The following is a 19,241-nucleotide window of genomic DNA, read 5'->3' on the forward strand; positions in this document are numbered from 1 at the left end:
CGGCCAACCACCATGTCCGCCTTGCCACCAGCCTGCATAGCCTTGTCTCTGTGAGTTCATTCCTTCGCATCCCTTCTTATTAAAAGTTCAAATACTGTAACTGGGTATTCTCTAAATATAATTATGTATCCCAAAAATAAATGTATCCGCAAACATCCCGATTCTTGGTAAAGTAATTATCTAATGAAAAAAACATTTTCGCGGGATAAAAAATAATACGATTTGCATGAAAGAATAACCATACACTGTTATCCCTCCTTTAAACACCTATTTAAGAAAAACTTAAGAAATTCACTTCTAAATTCATAAGAATTTTTTCCTATACTTAAAATAAGTAATTTAACAAGAGGAGAAACGATCATGAAGAAATTTGTAATTTGCATAATAGGAATAGGTCTTCCTATATACTTACTACCTTTCATATTACGCGGGGATTTAGACAGATTTAATCCGATTGCTGAAGAAAAAAATGTATATGCGGTTGCAAAAGGATATGGTGTTCCGGATTATCATCATAAAGGACGAGCTATGTACGCCCTAAAAGGTGTTGATGAGTTAAACAATGAAAAAGAATATAAAGTTGGAACGAACACCCCTAATGATTTTATTAGAAAAACTTTCTTAAAGATTCATGTAAAAGGAAAATATGTTTATTCTTACGATATTATTGCAGAAAAGGATATTCCGGAGAAAATAAGAGATCAATTAAAAATAGTAAACAAATAAAAAATAAGCTGATTTTTTATCGGCTTATTTTTTTCATTCCCTTATCTTCTCCAGTCCAAAGACTCGTCTTTGTTTCAGCATCAGCGATAAGATATTTTACTCGGAATTTTTTTCTGTTTCTGTCCATGATGCTATTAAGTAAATTTGTCTATTCGGATTAATTTTAGGATTTTCTTGTGTACCCGCTGTCTTACTTATCCACGGTCCTATTTCGGATTTCATAGTCGATTGTAAATCTTTATATAGAACTGTTTTCTGTATATGATTTTCAGCGTCATGAAAAGGGACATAAAAAGAACGATACGTATGATTTTTAACCTTACTATAAAAAACTTTTGGATTTTCAAAGATTTTACTTGCATTGTTTTCTGTATAGGAAATCTCTTTTGAAGAATCCTCTGCATTTGCCATCCCTTGTACACTTAGTAAAAGAAAGCTACAAGTAAACAAAACCACTATCATTTTTTTCATATTAAACTCCTTCCATTTTTTAATATTTATACCCAAATAAGGTTATTTCATGCGAATTGATCCATTCAAGATTTGGATATACATCAAAAATGCTAGCAATTACTAAAAAAAGATTCTTACTATGTAAGAGTCTTTTTTATATAATCTCCATCGATTTATTAAACTGATTATCATTGTTTCAATAGCCATTCTTCCATTACTTTCACTGTTTCATCTCGTTGTGCTTTTGGCGTAATTAAACTCGCATTATCACCTTTTTGCTCGCCATACATGCCAAAATGAGCATGATTGCCCCCTTTTATCATGTGCATAGTTGTATTCTTTGACATAAACTTTTTATTGTTCTCTATTTTTTCTACAGTTGCTAACGCATCTACTTCTCCATAAATTGATAACATCGGGATCGATTTCGTAGAAAAGTCATCTGCAGGATACGAACCTAAGAAAATAATCCCATCTACCTTTTCTTCATGTTGAAAGGCATACTTAGAAATCATAGCTCCGCCCATTGAATGCCCCGCAACATACCATTTTTGAACTTCCGGATACTTTTCAATTACACTATCTACCTCATTGATTCCAAGTATCGCTAAGTTTAATGGTAATTTAGGCATTACTACAAAATGTCCATCTTTCGCAAGAGCTTCTCCTAAATAACTATAAGCCTCGGCTTCTACTTTCGCTCCTTGATAAAAAATAACACCTATTTTCGCATCTTTCTCTCCAAAAGCTATATAATCTTCATCTTTTTTATCATCCACTAACGACAAAGCCTCTTTCGTCGGTTTGTAACTAAACTGAGACCAAACAAAAAAACTAATACTTCCTATAAGTAAAATACCTAGTAAAGAGTACAGAATAATTTTCATCCATTTCTTCACAAAGATGACCTCCCTAAGATGTATATATTCTATATTTTAGATTACCATTCATACACATAAAAACTCGAGCATTTTTATTATGCTCAAGTTTTCATTTACGTCTTTAATTCATACTATAAATGGTCCAAGATAAATATGTAGCAAATGTAGTCCATAAAAAATACGGGATTAGCAACCATGCCGATACTTTAGATAAATTGGAAGAAAACATAATGAGAAGTAACGTAGTAATAGCGACTAGTAAACAATCTACTGTTGCTAAAAACAAATTCTTTTGGCTAAATTGAAAATAGCTGAACGCTTGATTGAATATATAATTTAAAAGGAATAAAAACCAAAATGTTTTTGGCTTGAATCCATAGTTGTTGTAAATAATTGTAACTGATAATGCAATAAGTCCAAATAATACAGCCCATATCATTCCGATTGTCATACCAGGAGGTGTCCAAGACGGCTTTTCTAACGCATCATACCAAGTACGATCAATAGGAAATAAAACACTAGAAACATAAAACAAACCATATGTTAGTAAAAATACTATAATACTAGATTTTTTCATAAACATTCTCCTTTTTAATAGAAGGTTTTAGAAACTCTATATGATTCGTATGCTCTTTCAATGAATACAACTTTAATACGTAAATAGACATTATAACCTGTACATATCAAATTCATATTGACTCGTGTATTTTATATAAATTCTTTCATACTTTTATATGCACAAAGGGCTCTCTCTCGTGCTGCCTTATGATCAACAACTGGCAAAGGGTATGTATCTCCTAGCTTTATATTGGCTTTTTGTAAAATATGCTCAGGTGCTTCCCACGGTTTATGTATATATTTATTAGGCATATCTCTTAATTCTGGTACCCATTTTCTTATATACTCCCCATCTTTATCAAACTTTTCACCTTGTGTGATCGGGTTAAAAATACGAAAGTACGGTGATGCATCTGCCCCACTTCCAGCAACCCATTGCCACCCCATTGTATTATTTGCAATATCAGCATCTAATAGTGTATCCATAAACCATTTGGCCCCTTCTTGCCACGGAATTAACAAATGCTTTACAAGAAAAGAAGCCACAGCCATTCTCGCTCGGTTATGCATAAAACCTGTTTGCCATAGTTCCCGCATTCCTGCATCAATAAACGGATAACCAGTTTCGCCCTTCTGCCATACTCTTAATAACTCCTCTTCATTATTCCACGGAAAATGTTCAAAGTTCTTATTAAGAGGTTTATATACTGTAAATGGATAATGATATAGCAAGTAATAAGAAAACTCTCTCCAAATGAATTGACGTATAAAACTATTCACTTGTTGTTCAAAAAGACTACATTGTTTTTCATTACTTTTATTTATTAAGTAATGATACATTAGCTTTACTGATATTTGACCAAATGAAAGGTACGGTGCCAACATCGAATGAGCATTTTGATTTGGAAAATCCCTTCCTTCACTATAAGAGACTAATTTGCTAGAGAAAAATTTCTTGAATGTTTTGTATGCCCCTTCTTCTGTAGGCTCCCATATTGATTCCATATGAGATGTCCACGGTATAGTCGGCAACAAGTGTAATTCTGAAACAGATAAACTTGCTGGTAAAGAACTTCCCCATTTTATACTCTGCACTTTACTAATAGGTTTAGATATTACCTGCTTTTGAAATGCATTATAAAAAGGCGTAAAAACCTTATATTCAGTGTTATCTTTCTTTTTAATAATCCACGGTTCTAATAATAAATGCGAATTAAATTCCTTACAGGTAATACCTTTATCTTCTAACATCATTTTCATTTTTTGATTAAATTGTAATCTTTCCGGATCATAACAAATATTCCAATATACAGCCGTTATACCTAACTGTTTTATGAGAGAAAGTATTTCTTCCAGTGTATTTCCTTTGCGGATTATTAAATTAGATCCCAATGCCTCAAGTTGCCTCTTTACATCTATTATAGTATGGTGTAGCCACCACTTTGACGCACTTCCTATTGAAAAAGTTTCATCATGTACATATACCGGAACAACCTCACCGGACTGAGCCGCTTCAAATAGAGCTGGGTTATCATATAAACGAAAATCTTTTTGAAACATAACGATGATTTTATTTTGCATGGCTACCTCTTCTGATTCTTAAAACATAATAAAATTTATTATACAACAGCGATTTATACATAAGAATTAATTTGTCTTTCATAAATTAGTTAACTTGTTCAACTACTTTATTAGCTGAAACTTTAACAACCGTTTCTTTTTCACCTGTTTTATCAATCATGAAGCCATGAACTTTAACATTAGAAGGCACTAACGGATGATGACGAATCATATCTATACTCTTCTCAATATTTTCACTAACATTTCCTTTTCCACTTAGCCATTCCTCAAGGCTACCACTTGAAAATTCAGGCATACAATTTTCAAAGAGATAGTCTAGTTCCTTGTTATTTTTTATAGAATCACGTTGAATTTGCAGATTAACTACATTAGTTTCTTTATCCTCTATTCCGACAACAAAAATTTCTTCCACATTTTCTTCATAAATAGCAATAATAATAGATCTCATTATATCTCCAAAAGGATGTACAATTACGGAATCGTAGCTGTGTATAGTCAACATGTTTTCTTGTTGAATGTTAGTTACTTGTTGGATAATAGGCTCTATTCCTTGTTCCATCTCTGTTAACAATAAAACCTTTTTATGCTTTGAACTCATATATAGCACTCCTTCTTCATGATTGTATTTATGAAACTTTTAAGCTAGTAACAATAGTTGATATGCATTACATGATTGCTACCAGTTTTTCCAGCGTCCCTCTGGATCAATACTTGCAAGTCTGACCCATCCATTTTGAACTTTTTCTCGAAATGTGAAATCCTTATTTAGCAAGCGTTCTATATATTTAGTAGGCGCTTGAATTACAATGAGTAAACGAAGTGGTGAGTGATACGTCTCACTATCTGACTGCATAACGGATTGCCAAGGTAAGCCTGATAACAAATCACTTGCATTTCCTTGCATAACACCGAGACCTGCCGTAACGGTTTGTGTTGTTTTGTTTCCACTACCATAATAATGAGGAGCTACAGTTGAAGCGTAATATTGGAGATTGATCCACTGCGCTACTGTTCCTGGTCCCGCTATGATGCTAGCTAATATATCGCCATTTTCATCCTGTTTCCAATCATAATTATGAAGGAAAGCCCTACCTTCTAAATTACAATCCTGAGTCAATTCACGCTGCCCGATAATAAAAGATGCATTACGAGCTAATCCCCATTCCGGACGTATTTCACTCCAATCTTCTGCAAATCGATGTGCCTCTTTACTCGGATTTTTTATTTCCGTTTTAAAATTAGGTAATTGCGTTAAACGCTCTCTATTTGCTTCTTGGCTCACATTTGGCATAATCGACTCAATACAATCAAATGCTTCTTGCGCAGCTTCCGAAAGTTCTGGGACGTAAATCCATTCCAATTCATCCACGGTTGTTTTATGTTCAGCTGCTGCAAAAATGGTGTCCTCAGGAATGTTAATACCTTCGGCAGACAACGCCTCTCTTACTTCTGGAAGATTACATAAAGTAGCGAAAACTTTTGCATTAAACCCTCCCGCTGCTCCGCCACAAGCACCACACTCAAGCGCTGCAGCATAAGGATTGTTCGTACTTTGACTACTATGTCCGCACATTACAACTAAAGGAGCAAATTTTTCTGTCAGTCCCACCATTTTTAAAGCTTGACGTACATAGTTCACTTTTTCTTCTTTCGTAAAACCGATAGGTATCTCACATTTTGTATCATGGACATGATTAAGTGAGAATGTTGTATTAGGTTTTTGTAACATATTTTTACGAAGGTTACGAATGAAGCCGCCTACTCTTCTTGGCACAAAACTCCTTGTTATCATTTGTAAACCAAGTAAAGGGCCACTTACCTCAGGTAATAGCATACTTGTCAGTACATTTTTTTTCATCGTCTTAAACGTATAACTTACTGAGCTGTCTATCTTCTTACGTTGCTCATAAGATTTATATTCATTTTCATCCGCGAGTTCTTTTATTTGATGTTTCGGTTTTAATATAACTGGCAAAGAAGGATGGCTGTTATTACTGCCTAGTTCAGTAGTCGCAATTGGTAACCCAAAGAAACCAGCTATTCCAAACGTTTCAAACGGACCTAATTTTTCAAGGTGGCGACGAAACGGTTCTGAACGTACATCAATACAAAATGCTAATTGAGCTAATACATGTTTTTTATCATTCGTTGCATGTTGTTTAGAAGCGATCTTCTCCCTTAATTGCTCAGCATGCGTCTGTTCCCAAGCTTCCAGCCAAAGTTTCCTGCGAATATTTTCATCAAAACGATAAGCAAATGCTAATAATTCGCTTTGTTCAGTGGCAGACATTTGTAACCATTCCCGTATTGAAATATCCCCCCAATAGATCCAAGAAGCTATAAGTGGGACAACCTCAACTTTTTTCTCAACCTTTTGATTTTTTAAAGGTAAATACGGTTTTACAATGGCTAGCTCCATAGAAATTCGAACTGCTAAATATTGTATGAGAAGTTCCTGTTCCTCAATTGATTGTTGCGAGCGCCATCGTATCATTCCTGCCCATCCAGGCAAAGAAAGTAAGTGCCCTTCAAGGTAAGCTTGCCTGTTAGATTCAGAAATTCCTAGTTCAGATAATGCTTTTGTTAAAGCTATAAGGGCATCTTCTGGCCAATCTTTTAAAACTTTACGCTCATTTTTACTGAGCGCTGGATCAAATGTAATAAGGTGGTGCCACGCACGATACAAACCTTTCTCTCGGTTTGGCATCGTCCAACTTGATCCGGAGTCATCAAGATATAATTTACACCATTTAATAATATGGTAATTAAGAACATCTGATAGGTTGTCACCCTTTTGATTCTCTATAAGTGAACTGATTGGTTGCATAGAAGAGTCTTCCATACTCCCTGTATTTATATAACTTATTTCTTCTGCTAATTTATTTAATTCTGGCGATGATAATAAACTAGAAGGTAATCTCTCTAACTTTAAAGCTTCTTGGCAAAAACGCTCTGCTGTCTCTCGCGGCATATGAAAAGATTGTGAATCAAGCCAACGAGACAAGCCTATTTGTAAAAATGATTCCTCAATCTCCCCTTTCACCTTTGCCGAATGAATCATGGAGGCACTAGGATATATATCTACATTACGAGCTTCTTTTAACCAATCTGCAACTTGTTCAAATGATTGTTTTTCAAGTCCCATCCAAGGGTGATGAGCTGCAAAGGTTGAGATAGGCCAAAGTGGTGCAATCACTCGGCTAGCAGATTCAACTAAATCATTCATATTCTTTTCTTGTATTTCAATTTTTGTATCTTTCTTTTTTAAAGTTTCTTTCGTTACGATTGACTGTATGCTCATCACTGATTACCTCCCTTTGATACATCATGTTTCAGATAGCTTGGATGACTTTCTACTGACTTTTGTCTCGCTTCACCTACTCGAACGAACCAAAGATACATTACAGCAAATATTGTAGAAGATTGATTACGAGTAACGAGAGTACTAATAACACTACCAAATAATAAGAGACTTATAACAAAAATAACTGCTGGAGCTGAAGGTTGAACATTTTGATACATGTCAGTATGCAACCATTTATAAAGAGAGTTATGAACGGTAAAGTAAATGAGAGAAAATCCACTCAAAACAATTAAGCCAGCAATTCTTCCCATTCTTCCCTCTCCAAAAACAACAAGCTGTTTCCATGAAACGTATAATGACCAACCTAAGATGAACGCACTAACGAATTGATACCCCTCTCCAGAAGTCATAAACCAGAAAGCAATTGCTATAAATAATCCGAAAACACGTCCGACTATCATCCATAAATTGGACATCTTTTCATTAGATTGCTTCACTCCCTCAAAACGTTGTACGGAAGAACCAGCTTGTAAAAACAGTGTGGCTTTAAATAAACCATGTAACATTAAATGTATAACAGCTGCTAAATACGCTCCTAATGCGCATTGAATCAGCATAAACCCCATTTGTGCAATAGTGGATCCTACTAGCTGACGTTTATAATCAACTTGGACTAAACTAATTCCTGTTCCTATTAAGACAGAAATACTAGAGAAAATGAGTAAAATGATTTGTGCAATATCATCATGAAAAAGAGGTGAAAATCTAGTTAACATGATACCACCAGCATTTACTAAACCCGCATGCATAATAGCCGAAACAGGCGTCGGAGCAACAGCTGATTCAATTAACCATCTTTGGAAAGGCCATTGTGCTGCTGGAATCATCACAGCTACTATAATCAATAAGTTAATTCCTGTTTTCTCCAATGTTCCAAATTGAGCTACATTTTCATTCGTTACAACTGATGTTAACTGCCACTGTCCAGTTATTTGAAACAGCCAAATGATAGCTGCTAGCAAGGCAATCCAACTTATTGTAAATAAATAGCCTGAGATTTTTGTTGCTTCACTAACTACTTTCCACCCTTTATTTAGACCTATGAGTAAAACCAACCCTATAAGAGTTGCTCCCCAACAAATAATCATGAAACGAAGATCATTACTTAACCATGCGACCGAAGATACACCTGTAGTAAATGTAAAAAGTGCAAAGTACTTTCGATATGAGCGATCTCCCATTAAGTAACGTACAGAGAAACGCTGAATGATTAAACCAATTGTAAGAACGAAGAAAGCCATGAACCAAGCTAAAGTATCTAGATGCCAAGGCCCTACAACTCTATCTCCATTGTGATTAACAAGTGCAAGTAAAGAAACCAATGAAGGCAAAGCAGCGATACCAATATGGATATGAACAAAACGTAAAGGCATCCTTGCATGTAAAAACAATAATCCACTTAGCCAAGAAGCACTAAGCGCGATAAAAAATAATGTTAACAGTGTTGATGAACTTAGCGAAATTAACATGTAAATACTCCCTTCTAAACGAAAATAAACTGTAAGAATTCCTTTTCATTACGATAATTTTTTTAATTTTAATTTTCATTCACTCTTTTTCGTACATCGTTTTTTTCCATAAAAAAAACCGACAACTTCCATAATTCAATGATTTTATATCATCATTGAATTATGGAGATTGTCGGTTTCCCTTCAACTAACTTCAATAAAGTTTTTTGAAGAGCTCCCATTTTATAGAGGATAATAATGTATGTATTACTCCTATGAAAAATAACAGTATATCTCTGGTCTCCTAGATTATGCAATCAATATATCAATTTATGTTATGCGCTATCTTTTCATTAAGAAACTTTTTCATTTAGTCAATATTACATATTAAAAAAATGCTAAAGCCTTAATTATAGCAAACAGTTAAAATAAGCATCTATTAATTTTTAAAACAATTATAAGATAAACCATATTAAGCAGTTTGTCAATTTATTTATCCATTTTTTCAAGCGTTATTTCAATCAAAATTCATTATACGTAAATAATTTCAAGTTTTTAATTATTATCATGTTAATAAATATAAATAAAGTGCAAAACTTTTAGGTTTCTTAATTATCTCCCACTAACACTACGGTGGTTTTAATTTTTAAAATTTCTCCTCAAGATTATGGAACAATTTAAAAATCATTACTCGTTCACCAGTACGAGAACTTATATCCGTATGAAAACTTTTTACTTCTTCTCCAGTTAATTCTAGTATAATCTCTTTCAAATCGTCAATTCCAGATTCAACTAGCTCCGAACGATTTTTCTTTATCGTTAGCATACCGTCTTTCGTTTCGCAAACAGTATACTCAGCCGGTGTTAAAATACCTTGTAAATTTACGATAATCATATCTCGTAATATATCTGTCTTAACGGATATAGACCCGCGTCCTAGGTAGTCCTTTTCCCAGTGCGTAATTGCTTTGCTTATCTCTGATTCAATAGAGCCTTTTGAGTTTTTCATTTATGTATCCTCCTTCAATAAAATAAATTTACAATAACAATATAATAATCTGGATTGATTTTATTTTCAATTATTGAGAACAATTTATAGGAATCGTTGTAGGGTATCCTTTAGGATTAAACTAAGTTTTTATATTGCAATATACGTTTTTTTGATTATCCCAAATAAGCTACTCTTACTATAAGGACTCTGTTGCATACATTTCTAAAAAGGACATTCCGGAGAAAATAAGATATCTCTTATAACGTAATATACAAATAAAAAAGCCTACGCTGGTGAGTAGGCTCGTTCTCTTTTTATTTTAGTCAAAAAGCTATACATACCTTCATTCGAACACATTACCAGATTAGGTTTATGCATATTTCCTTCGAATTTTCCCAACCACCAATAACAGAAAGGGAATTCCAAACATGTAAACCGGAAATGCAACTGGAATCACAAAAAATAGGTAGTAATAATGAGTAAATGTTTGGATATTTTTAACTGATACAGCTATGATGAACGAAATAGGAGCAAGAACCAAAGCTACTTTTCGCCAATCCTTTAAATGAAATATTTGTGCTGTTCCATAACAAGCGATAAACATGTATAACGCCAGTTTAACAAAAATACTAAAAAACCAAATAATCACTATCAAAATATCTACATTTTGAATGAACTCCATGACGGATATGTACCGACTCAAATCGTAAACCGGATACAAAAAACTTGAAGATAGATTCGGACCGAATGTTAAAATGACCGCTAATGTTCCGATCGTTACCATGAAAACGGCCAGTCCTACTCCCCACATTGCCCGCGATGACGCTTGTTCTGGTTTGTCCATAAAGAAAACGAACATCATCATCATGACAGCCTCCCCGAAAAATGCAGCTACAGGAGTATAGGAGCCTTTAAGTATGGGAAGCCATCCAGAATCATGATAAATAGGCCGCATATAATCCCAATTCATATTGCCAATATTCAAAATGATTACAAACGTTATCATTAAAAGTACAATTGGCCCTATAATTTCACTTAAACGTCCAATCCCCTCCACCCCGCCTTGGTAAATAATAAAAATGAGCAATAACATCGCAGTCAAGACAATAACCCACAAAGGTGTATTATGAAACAAAGCGATAATAATGAACTCACCAAATTCACGGACGGTTATCCAAATTATCATGTACCATCCAAAGAAGTAAGGAATCAGCAGCAGCTTTCCTAGCCATTTACCAAGAATGGTTTGACTAAATTCAATTAGCGTTTGTTTCGGATAGAGCGAACCAAGTGTAGTTGCCAAAAAAGTAAGAACAACCCCTATCCCCCCTGCAATCAAGATCGAAATCCACGCATCTTGTTTGGCAGTGCGAATCGTCGCTGGAATAACTAGAAGGAGTGATTGTCCCACTTCAAATGTGAACATCATCCAAAAGATTTGCCTGCCAGAGATTTTCATTGAATTTCTCACACTCTATATTCCTCCTTATTTTTTCATTTCATTTTTCTTTAACTGCAACGGTGGTCCAGTCAGTCCTACTCGCCGAATAGTAAGCTTTGTATGAACAGAAACTTGCACTTTTCGAAATTGTTTACTCCAATTCTTTTTTAGCCCTTTCCATTCGGATGGATATTTTCGATGAATGGCTTCCCCAAATCCAAAGATATCGGTTCCGTATTGTTTTTGAACCTTTTTAATAGTTTGGAGAGCTTGCTTTTCAGATTGTTTTTCCAATACATGTTCTAAAAGAGTGATATTTTTTGGCTGCGTAAGATCTAAATTCGTATTATTTTCCTGAATTGTTCCTTCACCAGAAAAAACAATATCACACTTAATTGTGTTCCCTTGTATAGTAGGTATAATTTTTCTATTGATTTTTGTCATATATAAACTTGCACTACCATTTCCTTTAGAGGCGCTTGCTGTAACCGTCTGTTTACTTAAACGATTCACTATCCAAAGAGTAGTTAACCATTCCTGCATGTTTAAATACCCTACCAATTTGAAATCGTTGTTAAATATAGCACCGCCTACAATTTGAAACCCTTTGACCTCAGTTTTTCCTTTTTTATGAGACACATTTAGTTTAATAACGGGTAAAATCGGAGTGATTCCATCACTCGTACTAGCAATAAGAAAATGTAATAAAGACATATCTCCTAACGCCTCTATTTGCATATGCTCTTTCAGTGCCCCAAGTGCCGGGATAGATTCTAAGGGGATGGATGCTTTCAAAAACTCTTTTGCAGTATGCCCCTTTATTACAAACGCATCTGCTCGTAATCGAATATCAGGATCGCGGCTATATGCATCTAAAACTGAAGCGAGGCCATTTTTAGCCATTTTTTCTCCAATCAATATTACACGCTGGTGCCCTCGAAAGATTTCTCTCGACATTTTTGTTTGCATCATTTGTACAGCTTCATGTGTATCCTTTCCAATTCCTGATTCTATAAAAACCGATTTTCCTGTATTACTTCTTCCGCTCTGTCCCATTCCCATTTTTGATGGGATAATAAACTGCGCACTAATTTCAACCTTATTATTCTTCGCTTGATCAAGTCCCCACCCTAATTCAATTGCCAGATCATTTAGCTCCGTACGATCCCAACATCCCGTCAAGAAGCATAATGAAACGACCAGTATCATAGAGAGCGCCTTGTGCAGACTCATTCTGTTTCCCCTCCCCGTTTCTCATCTGGCTTTTGTCCATCTGGAAAACGAACTTTCTCTTCACCAGATACCATTATTGGGCGGTGTGTCATATTCCAACGAGGCGTTCGGAGAAAAACATCCTTTAAATCACGCGGAGTCTGAGGCGCAACTGGACTTAAATACGGAATACCAAAAGAACGAATATTAGTTAAATGAATCAAAATCGCAAGGGTACTTATTGCTATACCGTATAGCCCAAGCATTCCTGCCAATAACAGCATAGGAAAGCGTAACATCCGGTAAGCTGTTCCTAAGTTGTAGCGCGGGAACGCAAATGACGCAATACCGGTTGTCGCCACAACAATAACTAAAGGTGCGGAAATAATACCTGCTTGCACAGCAGCTTGCCCGATAACAAGTGCCCCCACAATACTAACTGCTGATCCAACGGGTTTTGGTAACCGAACGCCCGCTTCCCTCAAACCTTCAAATAAAAATTCCATCATTAGTGCTTCTATAACAGCAGGAAAAGGAATACCTTCTCGCGCAGCTGCAATACTAATAAGCAAATTTGTCGGAATTAATTTCGGATGAAAAGTTGTAATAGCAACATAGAGAGACGGAAGAAATAATGAAATATTAATTAATATTAAACGTATCCATCGAACAAAAGTCGTATAGATGGAGCGCTCATAATAATCCTCCGCTGCTTGCAAACCCGTCCAAAATGTCATAGGAACGATTAAAACGAAAGGTGTATTATCGACTAAAATGGCGACTTTCCCTTCTAATAAACTTGCACAAACCGCGTCTGGTCGCTCGGTATTTTGAATTTGCGGAAAGGGAGAAAAGGGTTGATCCTCGATAAACTCTTCAATAAAAGCTGACTCCAACACCCCATCAATTTGAATTCGCTTTACCCTTTGGCGAACTTCATCCAAAACCGAATCGGGTGCAATGCCCTCAATATAGGTCATTACCACATCTGTCTGTGATAATTCCCCAATCGAATAAGGTTCCATTTTTAGTCTTTGACTCCGAATCCTTCGGCGAATTAGGCTCGTATTCACCCTTAACGTTTCGGTAAATCCGTCCCGAGGGCCACGAACAGAAATCTCGGCAGCCGGTTCTTCAATACCTCGTTTTTCAAACCCTTTTAAATCAGCGACTAGAGCTTGACTCTCTCCTTCTGTTAAAATGACGATATTCGCTTTCAATATCGCTTCTATAACCTCATGAACTTTTGAAATCGTCTTTACTTGAGAAACCGCAATAAGCTGTTTTTGTATAATTTCTCCTACCGAATCCTCACTCTTTACTCCACTAGGCAAACCTTCAAACATCATTGGTTTGAAAACAACTTGTTCCACAATCTTAGTGTCAACTAATCCATCTATATAAATAAAAAGAATTTCAGTTTGACTATTTATGAGAAGTGGACGAAATACAATATCGGAACAATTCTCAAAAACTTGTCTCAAAACTTCTTCATTCGCACATACACTCTGCTTGAGTTCACACTCTTGATCATGTTGGATCTGCATACTTGCACTCTCAAGTTCCTGAATATCTTTTCTCAAACGATTTCTACTAAGTTTTTTCATCATACTACCCCATTTATCGAATGGTTTATGTTTTTATACTTGAACTTTAGTGTTAGTGATTTCTTGACAGAAAAGCTTTAGAAACCTTTCCACCACATGGTTTTTGGGTCAGTAATCATTTGGCTAGAAAACAACAGGAAAATATCCCCTCTATATCCTTCTTAAAATCTCCTTACACATGAAAATCATTCAATTTTTTCTATAAGTTAGTTATTCTAAAATGTGGTATCCAAAAAGTAACTTGTAACTGATGAGTTGTTAAATTGGTACTAATACACTTATGGAAACGAGCCCAAAAAGCATGCTCTGAAGAAAGATAAATCAGAACATGCTCTGAATTGATTTAATGGAATCACTCTTTTAGAAAAAACTAGGATCATTTCTTTAATCCTTCTTTCACTAAAATACTCTTTAATGAAATCATCTCATTTTTTAGTAACCTGTTGATACTATAGACGTTGATTTTTCTGGAAGTTTAATTGAAAATAATCCGCTTCATTTCAAACAATATTTTCATACTAGCATGCTAGTATAAAGATAAAATACAGAGATAGCCTTACCATTGAAATTCTATTATAATTTTGTAATCGCAATTCATTTGAATCAAATAAAAAATCAGAAGAAATAATATTATTGGGAGGTACTCCGATGAACCTTTTAATTAGAAAGTTAGAAAAAAATGATGTAGGCAATTTCCCGGAGATTGATGATAGTTTTATAGTGAATGCTCGGTTAATTCTTTCTCTTTCCAAAGTAAATAGACGCATAGAATATACAGTAGAAGACGTTCCAAGTTATTTACAAAATCAATGTGATAATGAAGAACTGGCGTACAATGAGTATATAAATAAACCGAATCAAGTAATTTACATAGCACTGTTACATAACCAAATCATCGGATTCATAGTATTGAAAAAGAATTGGAATCACTATGCTTACATAGAAGATATAACAGTGGATAAAAAATATCGTACACTCGGAGTTGGTAAAAGATTAGTTAATCAAGCAAAGCAGTGGGCAAAAGAAGGCAATATGCCAGGTATTATGCTTGAAACGCAAAATAATAATGTCGCAGCATGTAAATTTTATAAAAAATGTGGATTTGTAATTGGTGGATTTGATTTTCTTATTTATAAAGGTTTGGATATGACAAATGATGAAGTTGCAATTTATTGGTATTTTCACTTCGAATGAAAATGTTCTTAACATTAAACAAACCCAAAATAAAACCCCAATCTCTCCATATTAAAATCGAGGAATTGGGGTTAAGTTATTTAAAACAGATAACTAATTAATAATCCTGCTGATAATAAAAAGCCGAAAATCGTATTTGTCATCGCTGTTGATTTCATTGCGATGCGCATATATCCGGGATCCTTTGCTCCTTTTTGGAAACTTTGAATGGCAGAGATTGGTTTTCTTAAACCTAGGAACATCACTAATGCCCAAGGGCTTATATAACCCATTAATACAATTACCGCAATCCATAAATAAGCAATGAAAAAGGCTACAGCTAGTGTTACTATTGCTTTTTCTCTCCCAAGGAGGATTACTAATGTCTTTCTTCCACCTTTAATATCTTCTTCAATATCTCGGATGTTATTTGACATGTTGATTGCACCGACTAAAATTCCAATTGGAATTGAAATTAATACACTTTCAGTCGTTATCGTATTCGTTTGAATAAAGAAAGCAATAAGTACAAAGCATGTCCCCATTAACAAGCCAGAAACTAATTCTCCAAACGGAGTGTACGCAATTGGTAATGGACCACCTGTATATAAATAGCCAACCGCCATTCCGATTAAACCGATAACGACTAACCACCAGCTACTATTCATACAAATATAAACTCCAATAATTGCTGCTACTACATACAATAAAAGTGCGACTGTTAACACATTTTTTGGTTTCAATCCATGACGGACAATTCCGCCACCAATTCCAACAGAATCAGCTGTATCTAATCCACGTTTGAAATCATAGTACTCATTAAATAAGTTCGTCGCTATTTGCAATGCTAAACATGCAACCATCATCGCAATAAATAAAAGCCAATCAATTTCGGCAACATAAAGTGATGCCACTGTTCCTAAAATTACAGGAGAAAATGTCGCCGTTAACGTATGCGGGCGCGTCATCTTCCATATTAATTTAGCGGAACTAATTTCTTTTTCTGTCCCCATAACTCTGTTCAATCTCCCAACATTTAAGTATAAATTCCTAGCAGTATCTTTCTATCTGTTTTCTGCCACGCATCTATTATACCAAAAAATGAATTGGTGATAGAACTGTAATGCTCTTGCTTATCTCTCTTAGATTCAGTTTTTCAAAAGAAAATCCGTTGCTCAAATGCGAACAACGGACCTTTTTTATATGAACCAATTTAAAACATCTTCAGCAATCTCTTTTGGTCTATCCCAGTGCATTAAATGCTTATCTTCAAGTATAATCGATGCTATTTCATGTAAGTTAATGACTAGATTACACCTTCACGCCCCTCAAATTAATATAGTTTAATAATTGTATGATTCGTTTATCATATGTGTGATGTTTCAAAGTTCTATCCAGTCCATTTTTTGCTATACGTTTTCTTTTTTGTACATGTTCCAAATAATACTCTGCTTTTTGTATAAACTCCGATGCACTATTAAAAGTTTCTATTTCAACACCTGGTATGTAATGTTTTGCTACATCTGGACGTATATCAGTTAATTGAAAAGAACCTACGGCATTAATTTCAAACGTCCTATTATTTACGGAATACGCTTGAATATTTGCAGAGTTACAATTCAATTCCTGATCAATTAGTGAACGATGCAAATTTATATTGATTTTAGTAGATACGTAAAAATATAACGCATCTTCATACTTTGCAAGTGGCAAGATTTGTATTTTATCCTTTAACCTTTCATAACTCTTTAAATTCTCCCAACCGAAACCTACAATTTTTATATTTTTTTCTGCTAAATACTCTGAAATAGAATCAACAAAGGTAAGTCTATTTTCAAATGCTGTACCTATAAAACTAAGATCATACTTATATGTATCTTCTTTCTGAGAAGGTTTAAACACATCTTGATTTGCTGCTAACGGAAGATGAAACACATTGTTACATCCTAACCCTCTATAAAATTTGATACAATTTAAATCTTGCGTAAATATGTAATCATAATACGGCACAAGATGTTGTGTTACATCCGTATAATAAGGATCATCTGTCAGCCAAAGTCCAGTAGTAAACCCTGCCTTTTTTAAGAATGGCATAATATGATTAAATTCTTCACTTAAACCGCTTAATACCAAAATAAAATCTGGTTTCACTTTCAATGCGGTTTTTATAGCTTTTTCTGGACTCACCATACTTGTATCGCTGTTTATCTTTTGTAAACTATTCAAAATTGCTGCTTCGATCATTGGATAATAAAAAGGAATTCCTGATTGAATAAATAAAATTTTCTTAGGAGTATTGTCTTTCATGTCACTTCCTCCTATACATATTTTCTCATCCTCAAAAAAGCACTTTATATTCTGGGTTTAGCTAAGGCCCTTTTTATGTAGGCTCTGCAATCTTTATTCATTTTCATAACATACTACTTTATATTTATAAGCATCGTTTATGTCCATTATGTGGAACTTTCCTTATTTTATAGGCTGATGGGATTTGGGGAGGTGTCACAAAGGGAATAAAGTTAGGTTATATTCAGCCAAATTATTAAACATAGAAAATGAACATATCTGGACGATTATCCATTCGTAAAAATTCATGTGATTGAACCGTAACCCCAAACGAAGTAGTAACTTCTTGTTTTGGTTCACTTGAAACGAATTCAACTGTAAACGGAGCCCCTTCTTCTATCGCTCTTTTCAGTACCTCAAAAGGTGCAAAGGAGACAAGTTCTCCAAAACCGTCAAACAATACAATTTGTATTTTCATTTTTAGAACACCTCCTATGGTTTCTTATTTGAATCCCAAATTAGGAGAATACATGTTATGTACAAATTAATAATGAAGATAGTCTTTCTCCCCTCACTCTATAAACTTCCAAATGTTCTTCTAATTTCCTCTTATCACTTATTACACTTAGTGTTTTCTTCACAAAATTCCAATTTAAACTACCGGATAACCATAGTAACGAAGAAAGTCTTTTGTAATCATTTGATGTTACAATCTTATGAGCCTTATACCCTTCTAAAAATGCACTAGCAACACTTGAACATACTTCATGCGAATGTATTCCTTCTGTTCGAGAATACCACTTTAGTAAAAAGGCTAGTCCTTCAATACGATCAACATATCCAATCGATTCGACATCTACAATTCCTTTTACCTGCTCACTTGAGTCCCATAAAACATTCAAAGGATTTAAATCTGTCTGTACGATAAACTTTAATTCACTCGTATATGCACACTCTATATGATATGTAGCTAGCTTTATATACTCCCGTAATTCTTTGCATGCGCTTGCCTTACTTTCTAACATATGAATAAACTGGGCATACCCATCCAAATGTGATTTCTTTTGAAAAATCGAGCTTTGAAATGCGCAAGATATGTCATGAATCTTTCTTGATTCCTTTCCAAAGGCTTTTGCGATAGCTTCTGTACAATGTGTAATATGTTCTCCCTCAATCCAATTAGACAAGACAAATCTGTATTGTTCCTCATTCCAAGCGACAAGTGTAAATGGCTCTCCTGCCCTATTCTTATTTATCTGCATAAAAGGAATTCCATGTTCGCGTACATAATACGTAAACCGTACTTGCTCTATCAGTTGTTCGTTTGATAACGTTCCAAAAGCTGGATTGATTGTTCGCTTGCTATTTATAAATCTTGCGGAATACCGCTTTCCATTTACGATGATTTTATAGTGTAAATCTGTATGCCAACTATTATTATGTAATTCTTCTTCCACTGCTAATGAATGAATTTCTTTAAAATAATTCATTAATACGTCTTTTATTATGTGTTTCATCCT

Annotated in this window: 16 protein-coding genes and 1 pseudogene; 2 read left to right on the top strand and 15 right to left on the bottom strand. The window is 34.6% G+C overall.

All coding sequences use genetic code 11. The annotated features are described in order from the left end of the window. The first annotated feature begins 360 nt into the window (after nucleotides 1–360). A complete protein-coding gene (locus BAQ46_RS26790) occupies nucleotides 361–726 on the top strand; it encodes a YxeA family protein (RefSeq protein ID WP_000714879.1) in 366 nt (121 codons plus the stop codon). 96 nt (nucleotides 727–822) lie between these two features. Here the strand turns inward: BAQ46_RS26790 and BAQ46_RS26795 are convergent, their stop codons facing one another. The 11 genes from BAQ46_RS26795 to BAQ46_RS26845 all read right to left on the bottom strand — a co-directional run bounded on the left by BAQ46_RS26795 (nucleotide 823) and on the right by BAQ46_RS26845 (nucleotide 14,265). Further along, on the bottom strand, nucleotides 823–1,197 hold the full coding sequence (locus BAQ46_RS26795; protein ID WP_239696966.1) for a hypothetical protein: 375 nt from the start codon (nucleotides 1,195–1,197) through the stop codon (nucleotides 823–825). A gap of 170 nt (nucleotides 1,198–1,367) precedes the next feature. After that, nucleotides 1,368–2,078 carry an alpha/beta hydrolase gene (locus tag BAQ46_RS26800; RefSeq protein WP_061130828.1) on the bottom strand — a complete coding sequence of 237 codons (711 nt, stop codon included), beginning with the start codon at nucleotides 2,076–2,078 and terminating at the stop codon, nucleotides 1,368–1,370. Between the two features lie 103 nt (nucleotides 2,079–2,181). Then, nucleotides 2,182–2,637 carry a TspO/MBR family protein gene (locus tag BAQ46_RS26805; protein ID WP_000749750.1) on the bottom strand — a complete coding sequence of 152 codons (456 nt, stop codon included), beginning with the start codon at nucleotides 2,635–2,637 and terminating at the stop codon, nucleotides 2,182–2,184. A 131-nt stretch (nucleotides 2,638–2,768) separates the two neighbouring features. Continuing rightward, nucleotides 2,769–4,199, bottom strand: coding sequence for a cryptochrome/photolyase family protein (locus tag BAQ46_RS26810; protein WP_061130827.1), 1,431 nt, complete (start codon nucleotides 4,197–4,199; stop codon nucleotides 2,769–2,771). Between the two features lie 85 nt (nucleotides 4,200–4,284). After that, on the bottom strand, nucleotides 4,285–4,797 hold the full coding sequence (locus BAQ46_RS26815) for a carbonic anhydrase (RefSeq protein WP_061130826.1): 513 nt from the start codon (nucleotides 4,795–4,797) through the stop codon (nucleotides 4,285–4,287). 78 nt (nucleotides 4,798–4,875) lie between these two features. Further along, nucleotides 4,876–7,500 (bottom strand): DUF2309 domain-containing protein, encoded by a 2,625-nt coding sequence (locus BAQ46_RS26820; RefSeq protein WP_071743155.1) that lies wholly within the window; start codon nucleotides 7,498–7,500, stop codon nucleotides 4,876–4,878. Further along, the gene (locus BAQ46_RS26825) at nucleotides 7,500–9,032 is read right to left on the bottom strand and encodes an NADH dehydrogenase subunit 5 (protein ID WP_071743157.1); all 1,533 of its coding nucleotides are present in this window, start codon (nucleotides 9,030–9,032) and stop codon (nucleotides 7,500–7,502) included. Before BAQ46_RS26825 ends, BAQ46_RS26820 begins: the two co-directional genes overlap by 1 nt. Nucleotides 9,033–9,657: 625 nt before the next feature. Next, nucleotides 9,658–10,020: a Na-translocating system protein MpsC family protein gene (locus tag BAQ46_RS26830; protein WP_000798157.1), complete on the bottom strand. Its 363-nt coding sequence runs from the start codon at nucleotides 10,018–10,020 to the stop codon at nucleotides 9,658–9,660. Between the two features lie 352 nt (nucleotides 10,021–10,372). Further along, nucleotides 10,373–11,461, bottom strand: coding sequence for a GerAB/ArcD/ProY family transporter (locus BAQ46_RS26835; RefSeq protein ID WP_001997784.1), 1,089 nt, complete (start codon nucleotides 11,459–11,461; stop codon nucleotides 10,373–10,375). 27 nt (nucleotides 11,462–11,488) lie between these two features. Continuing rightward, nucleotides 11,489–12,676 carry a Ger(x)C family spore germination protein gene (locus tag BAQ46_RS26840; protein WP_000052125.1) on the bottom strand — a complete coding sequence of 396 codons (1,188 nt, stop codon included), beginning with the start codon at nucleotides 12,674–12,676 and terminating at the stop codon, nucleotides 11,489–11,491. Continuing rightward, entirely contained in the window at nucleotides 12,673–14,265 is a 1,593-nt protein-coding gene (locus tag BAQ46_RS26845; RefSeq protein WP_061130823.1) for a spore germination protein, read from the bottom strand. The genes BAQ46_RS26840 and BAQ46_RS26845 overlap by 4 nt, the downstream gene beginning before the upstream one ends. A gap of 645 nt (nucleotides 14,266–14,910) precedes the next feature. Between BAQ46_RS26845 and satA the strand changes: the two genes are divergently transcribed. Then, nucleotides 14,911–15,456, top strand: coding sequence for a streptothricin N-acetyltransferase SatA (satA, locus tag BAQ46_RS26850; protein ID WP_071743159.1), 546 nt, complete (start codon nucleotides 14,911–14,913; stop codon nucleotides 15,454–15,456). 80 nt (nucleotides 15,457–15,536) lie between these two features. On the opposite strand, the gene menA is transcribed toward satA, so the two are convergent. The 4 genes and pseudogenes from menA to BAQ46_RS26870 all read right to left on the bottom strand — a co-directional run bounded on the left by menA (nucleotide 15,537) and on the right by BAQ46_RS26870 (nucleotide 19,238). After that, on the bottom strand, nucleotides 15,537–16,448 hold the full coding sequence (gene menA / locus BAQ46_RS26855; RefSeq protein ID WP_000536359.1) for a 1,4-dihydroxy-2-naphthoate polyprenyltransferase: 912 nt from the start codon (nucleotides 16,446–16,448) through the stop codon (nucleotides 15,537–15,539). A gap of 298 nt (nucleotides 16,449–16,746) precedes the next feature. Next, on the bottom strand, nucleotides 16,747–17,742 hold the full coding sequence (locus tag BAQ46_RS26860; RefSeq protein WP_071743161.1) for a CgeB family protein: 996 nt from the start codon (nucleotides 17,740–17,742) through the stop codon (nucleotides 16,747–16,749). Nucleotides 17,743–17,989: 247 nt separating this feature from the next. Then, nucleotides 17,990–18,199, bottom strand: a pseudogene (locus tag BAQ46_RS26865) (type 1 glutamine amidotransferase family protein); the annotation flags it as partial. Nucleotides 18,200–18,254: 55 nt separating this feature from the next. After that, a complete protein-coding gene (locus tag BAQ46_RS26870) occupies nucleotides 18,255–19,238 on the bottom strand; it encodes a phosphotransferase (protein WP_061130821.1) in 984 nt (327 codons plus the stop codon). Between the last annotated feature and the right edge of the window lie 3 nt (nucleotides 19,239–19,241).

This window comes from Bacillus paranthracis (assembly GCF_001883995.1).
In the GTDB taxonomy this organism is placed as follows: domain Bacteria; phylum Bacillota; class Bacilli; order Bacillales; family Bacillaceae_G; genus Bacillus_A; species Bacillus_A paranthracis.

What these genes read in the sequence shown, in the direction of transcription:
- BAQ46_RS26845 (WP_061130823.1), bottom strand. Translation starts at nt 14,265, where the DNA reads ATGATGAAAAAACTTAGTAGAAATCGTTTGAGAAAAGATATTCAGGAA.
- BAQ46_RS26815 (WP_061130826.1), bottom strand. Translation starts at nt 4,797, where the DNA reads ATGAGTTCAAAGCATAAAAAGGTTTTATTGTTAACAGAGATGGAACAA.
- BAQ46_RS26810 (WP_061130827.1), bottom strand. Translation starts at nt 4,199, where the DNA reads ATGCAAAATAAAATCATCGTTATGTTTCAAAAAGATTTTCGTTTATAT.
- BAQ46_RS26835 (WP_001997784.1), bottom strand. Translation starts at nt 11,461, where the DNA reads ATGAAAATCTCTGGCAGGCAAATCTTTTGGATGATGTTCACATTTGAA.
- BAQ46_RS26840 (WP_000052125.1), bottom strand. Translation starts at nt 12,676, where the DNA reads ATGAGTCTGCACAAGGCGCTCTCTATGATACTGGTCGTTTCATTATGC.
- menA (WP_000536359.1), bottom strand. Translation starts at nt 16,448, where the DNA reads ATGGGGACAGAAAAAGAAATTAGTTCCGCTAAATTAATATGGAAGATG.
- BAQ46_RS26820 (WP_071743155.1), bottom strand. Translation starts at nt 7,500, where the DNA reads ATGAGCATACAGTCAATCGTAACGAAAGAAACTTTAAAAAAGAAAGAT.
- BAQ46_RS26805 (WP_000749750.1), bottom strand. Translation starts at nt 2,637, where the DNA reads ATGAAAAAATCTAGTATTATAGTATTTTTACTAACATATGGTTTGTTT.
- BAQ46_RS26790 (WP_000714879.1), top strand. Translation starts at nt 361, where the DNA reads ATGAAGAAATTTGTAATTTGCATAATAGGAATAGGTCTTCCTATATAC.
- BAQ46_RS26825 (WP_071743157.1), bottom strand. Translation starts at nt 9,032, where the DNA reads ATGTTAATTTCGCTAAGTTCATCAACACTGTTAACATTATTTTTTATC.
- BAQ46_RS26830 (WP_000798157.1), bottom strand. Translation starts at nt 10,020, where the DNA reads ATGAAAAACTCAAAAGGCTCTATTGAATCAGAGATAAGCAAAGCAATT.
- BAQ46_RS26860 (WP_071743161.1), bottom strand. Translation starts at nt 17,742, where the DNA reads ATGAAAGACAATACTCCTAAGAAAATTTTATTTATTCAATCAGGAATT.
- satA (WP_071743159.1), top strand. Translation starts at nt 14,911, where the DNA reads ATGAACCTTTTAATTAGAAAGTTAGAAAAAAATGATGTAGGCAATTTC.
- BAQ46_RS26795 (WP_239696966.1), bottom strand. Translation starts at nt 1,197, where the DNA reads ATGAAAAAAATGATAGTGGTTTTGTTTACTTGTAGCTTTCTTTTACTA.
- BAQ46_RS26870 (WP_061130821.1), bottom strand. Translation starts at nt 19,238, where the DNA reads ATGAAACACATAATAAAAGACGTATTAATGAATTATTTTAAAGAAATT.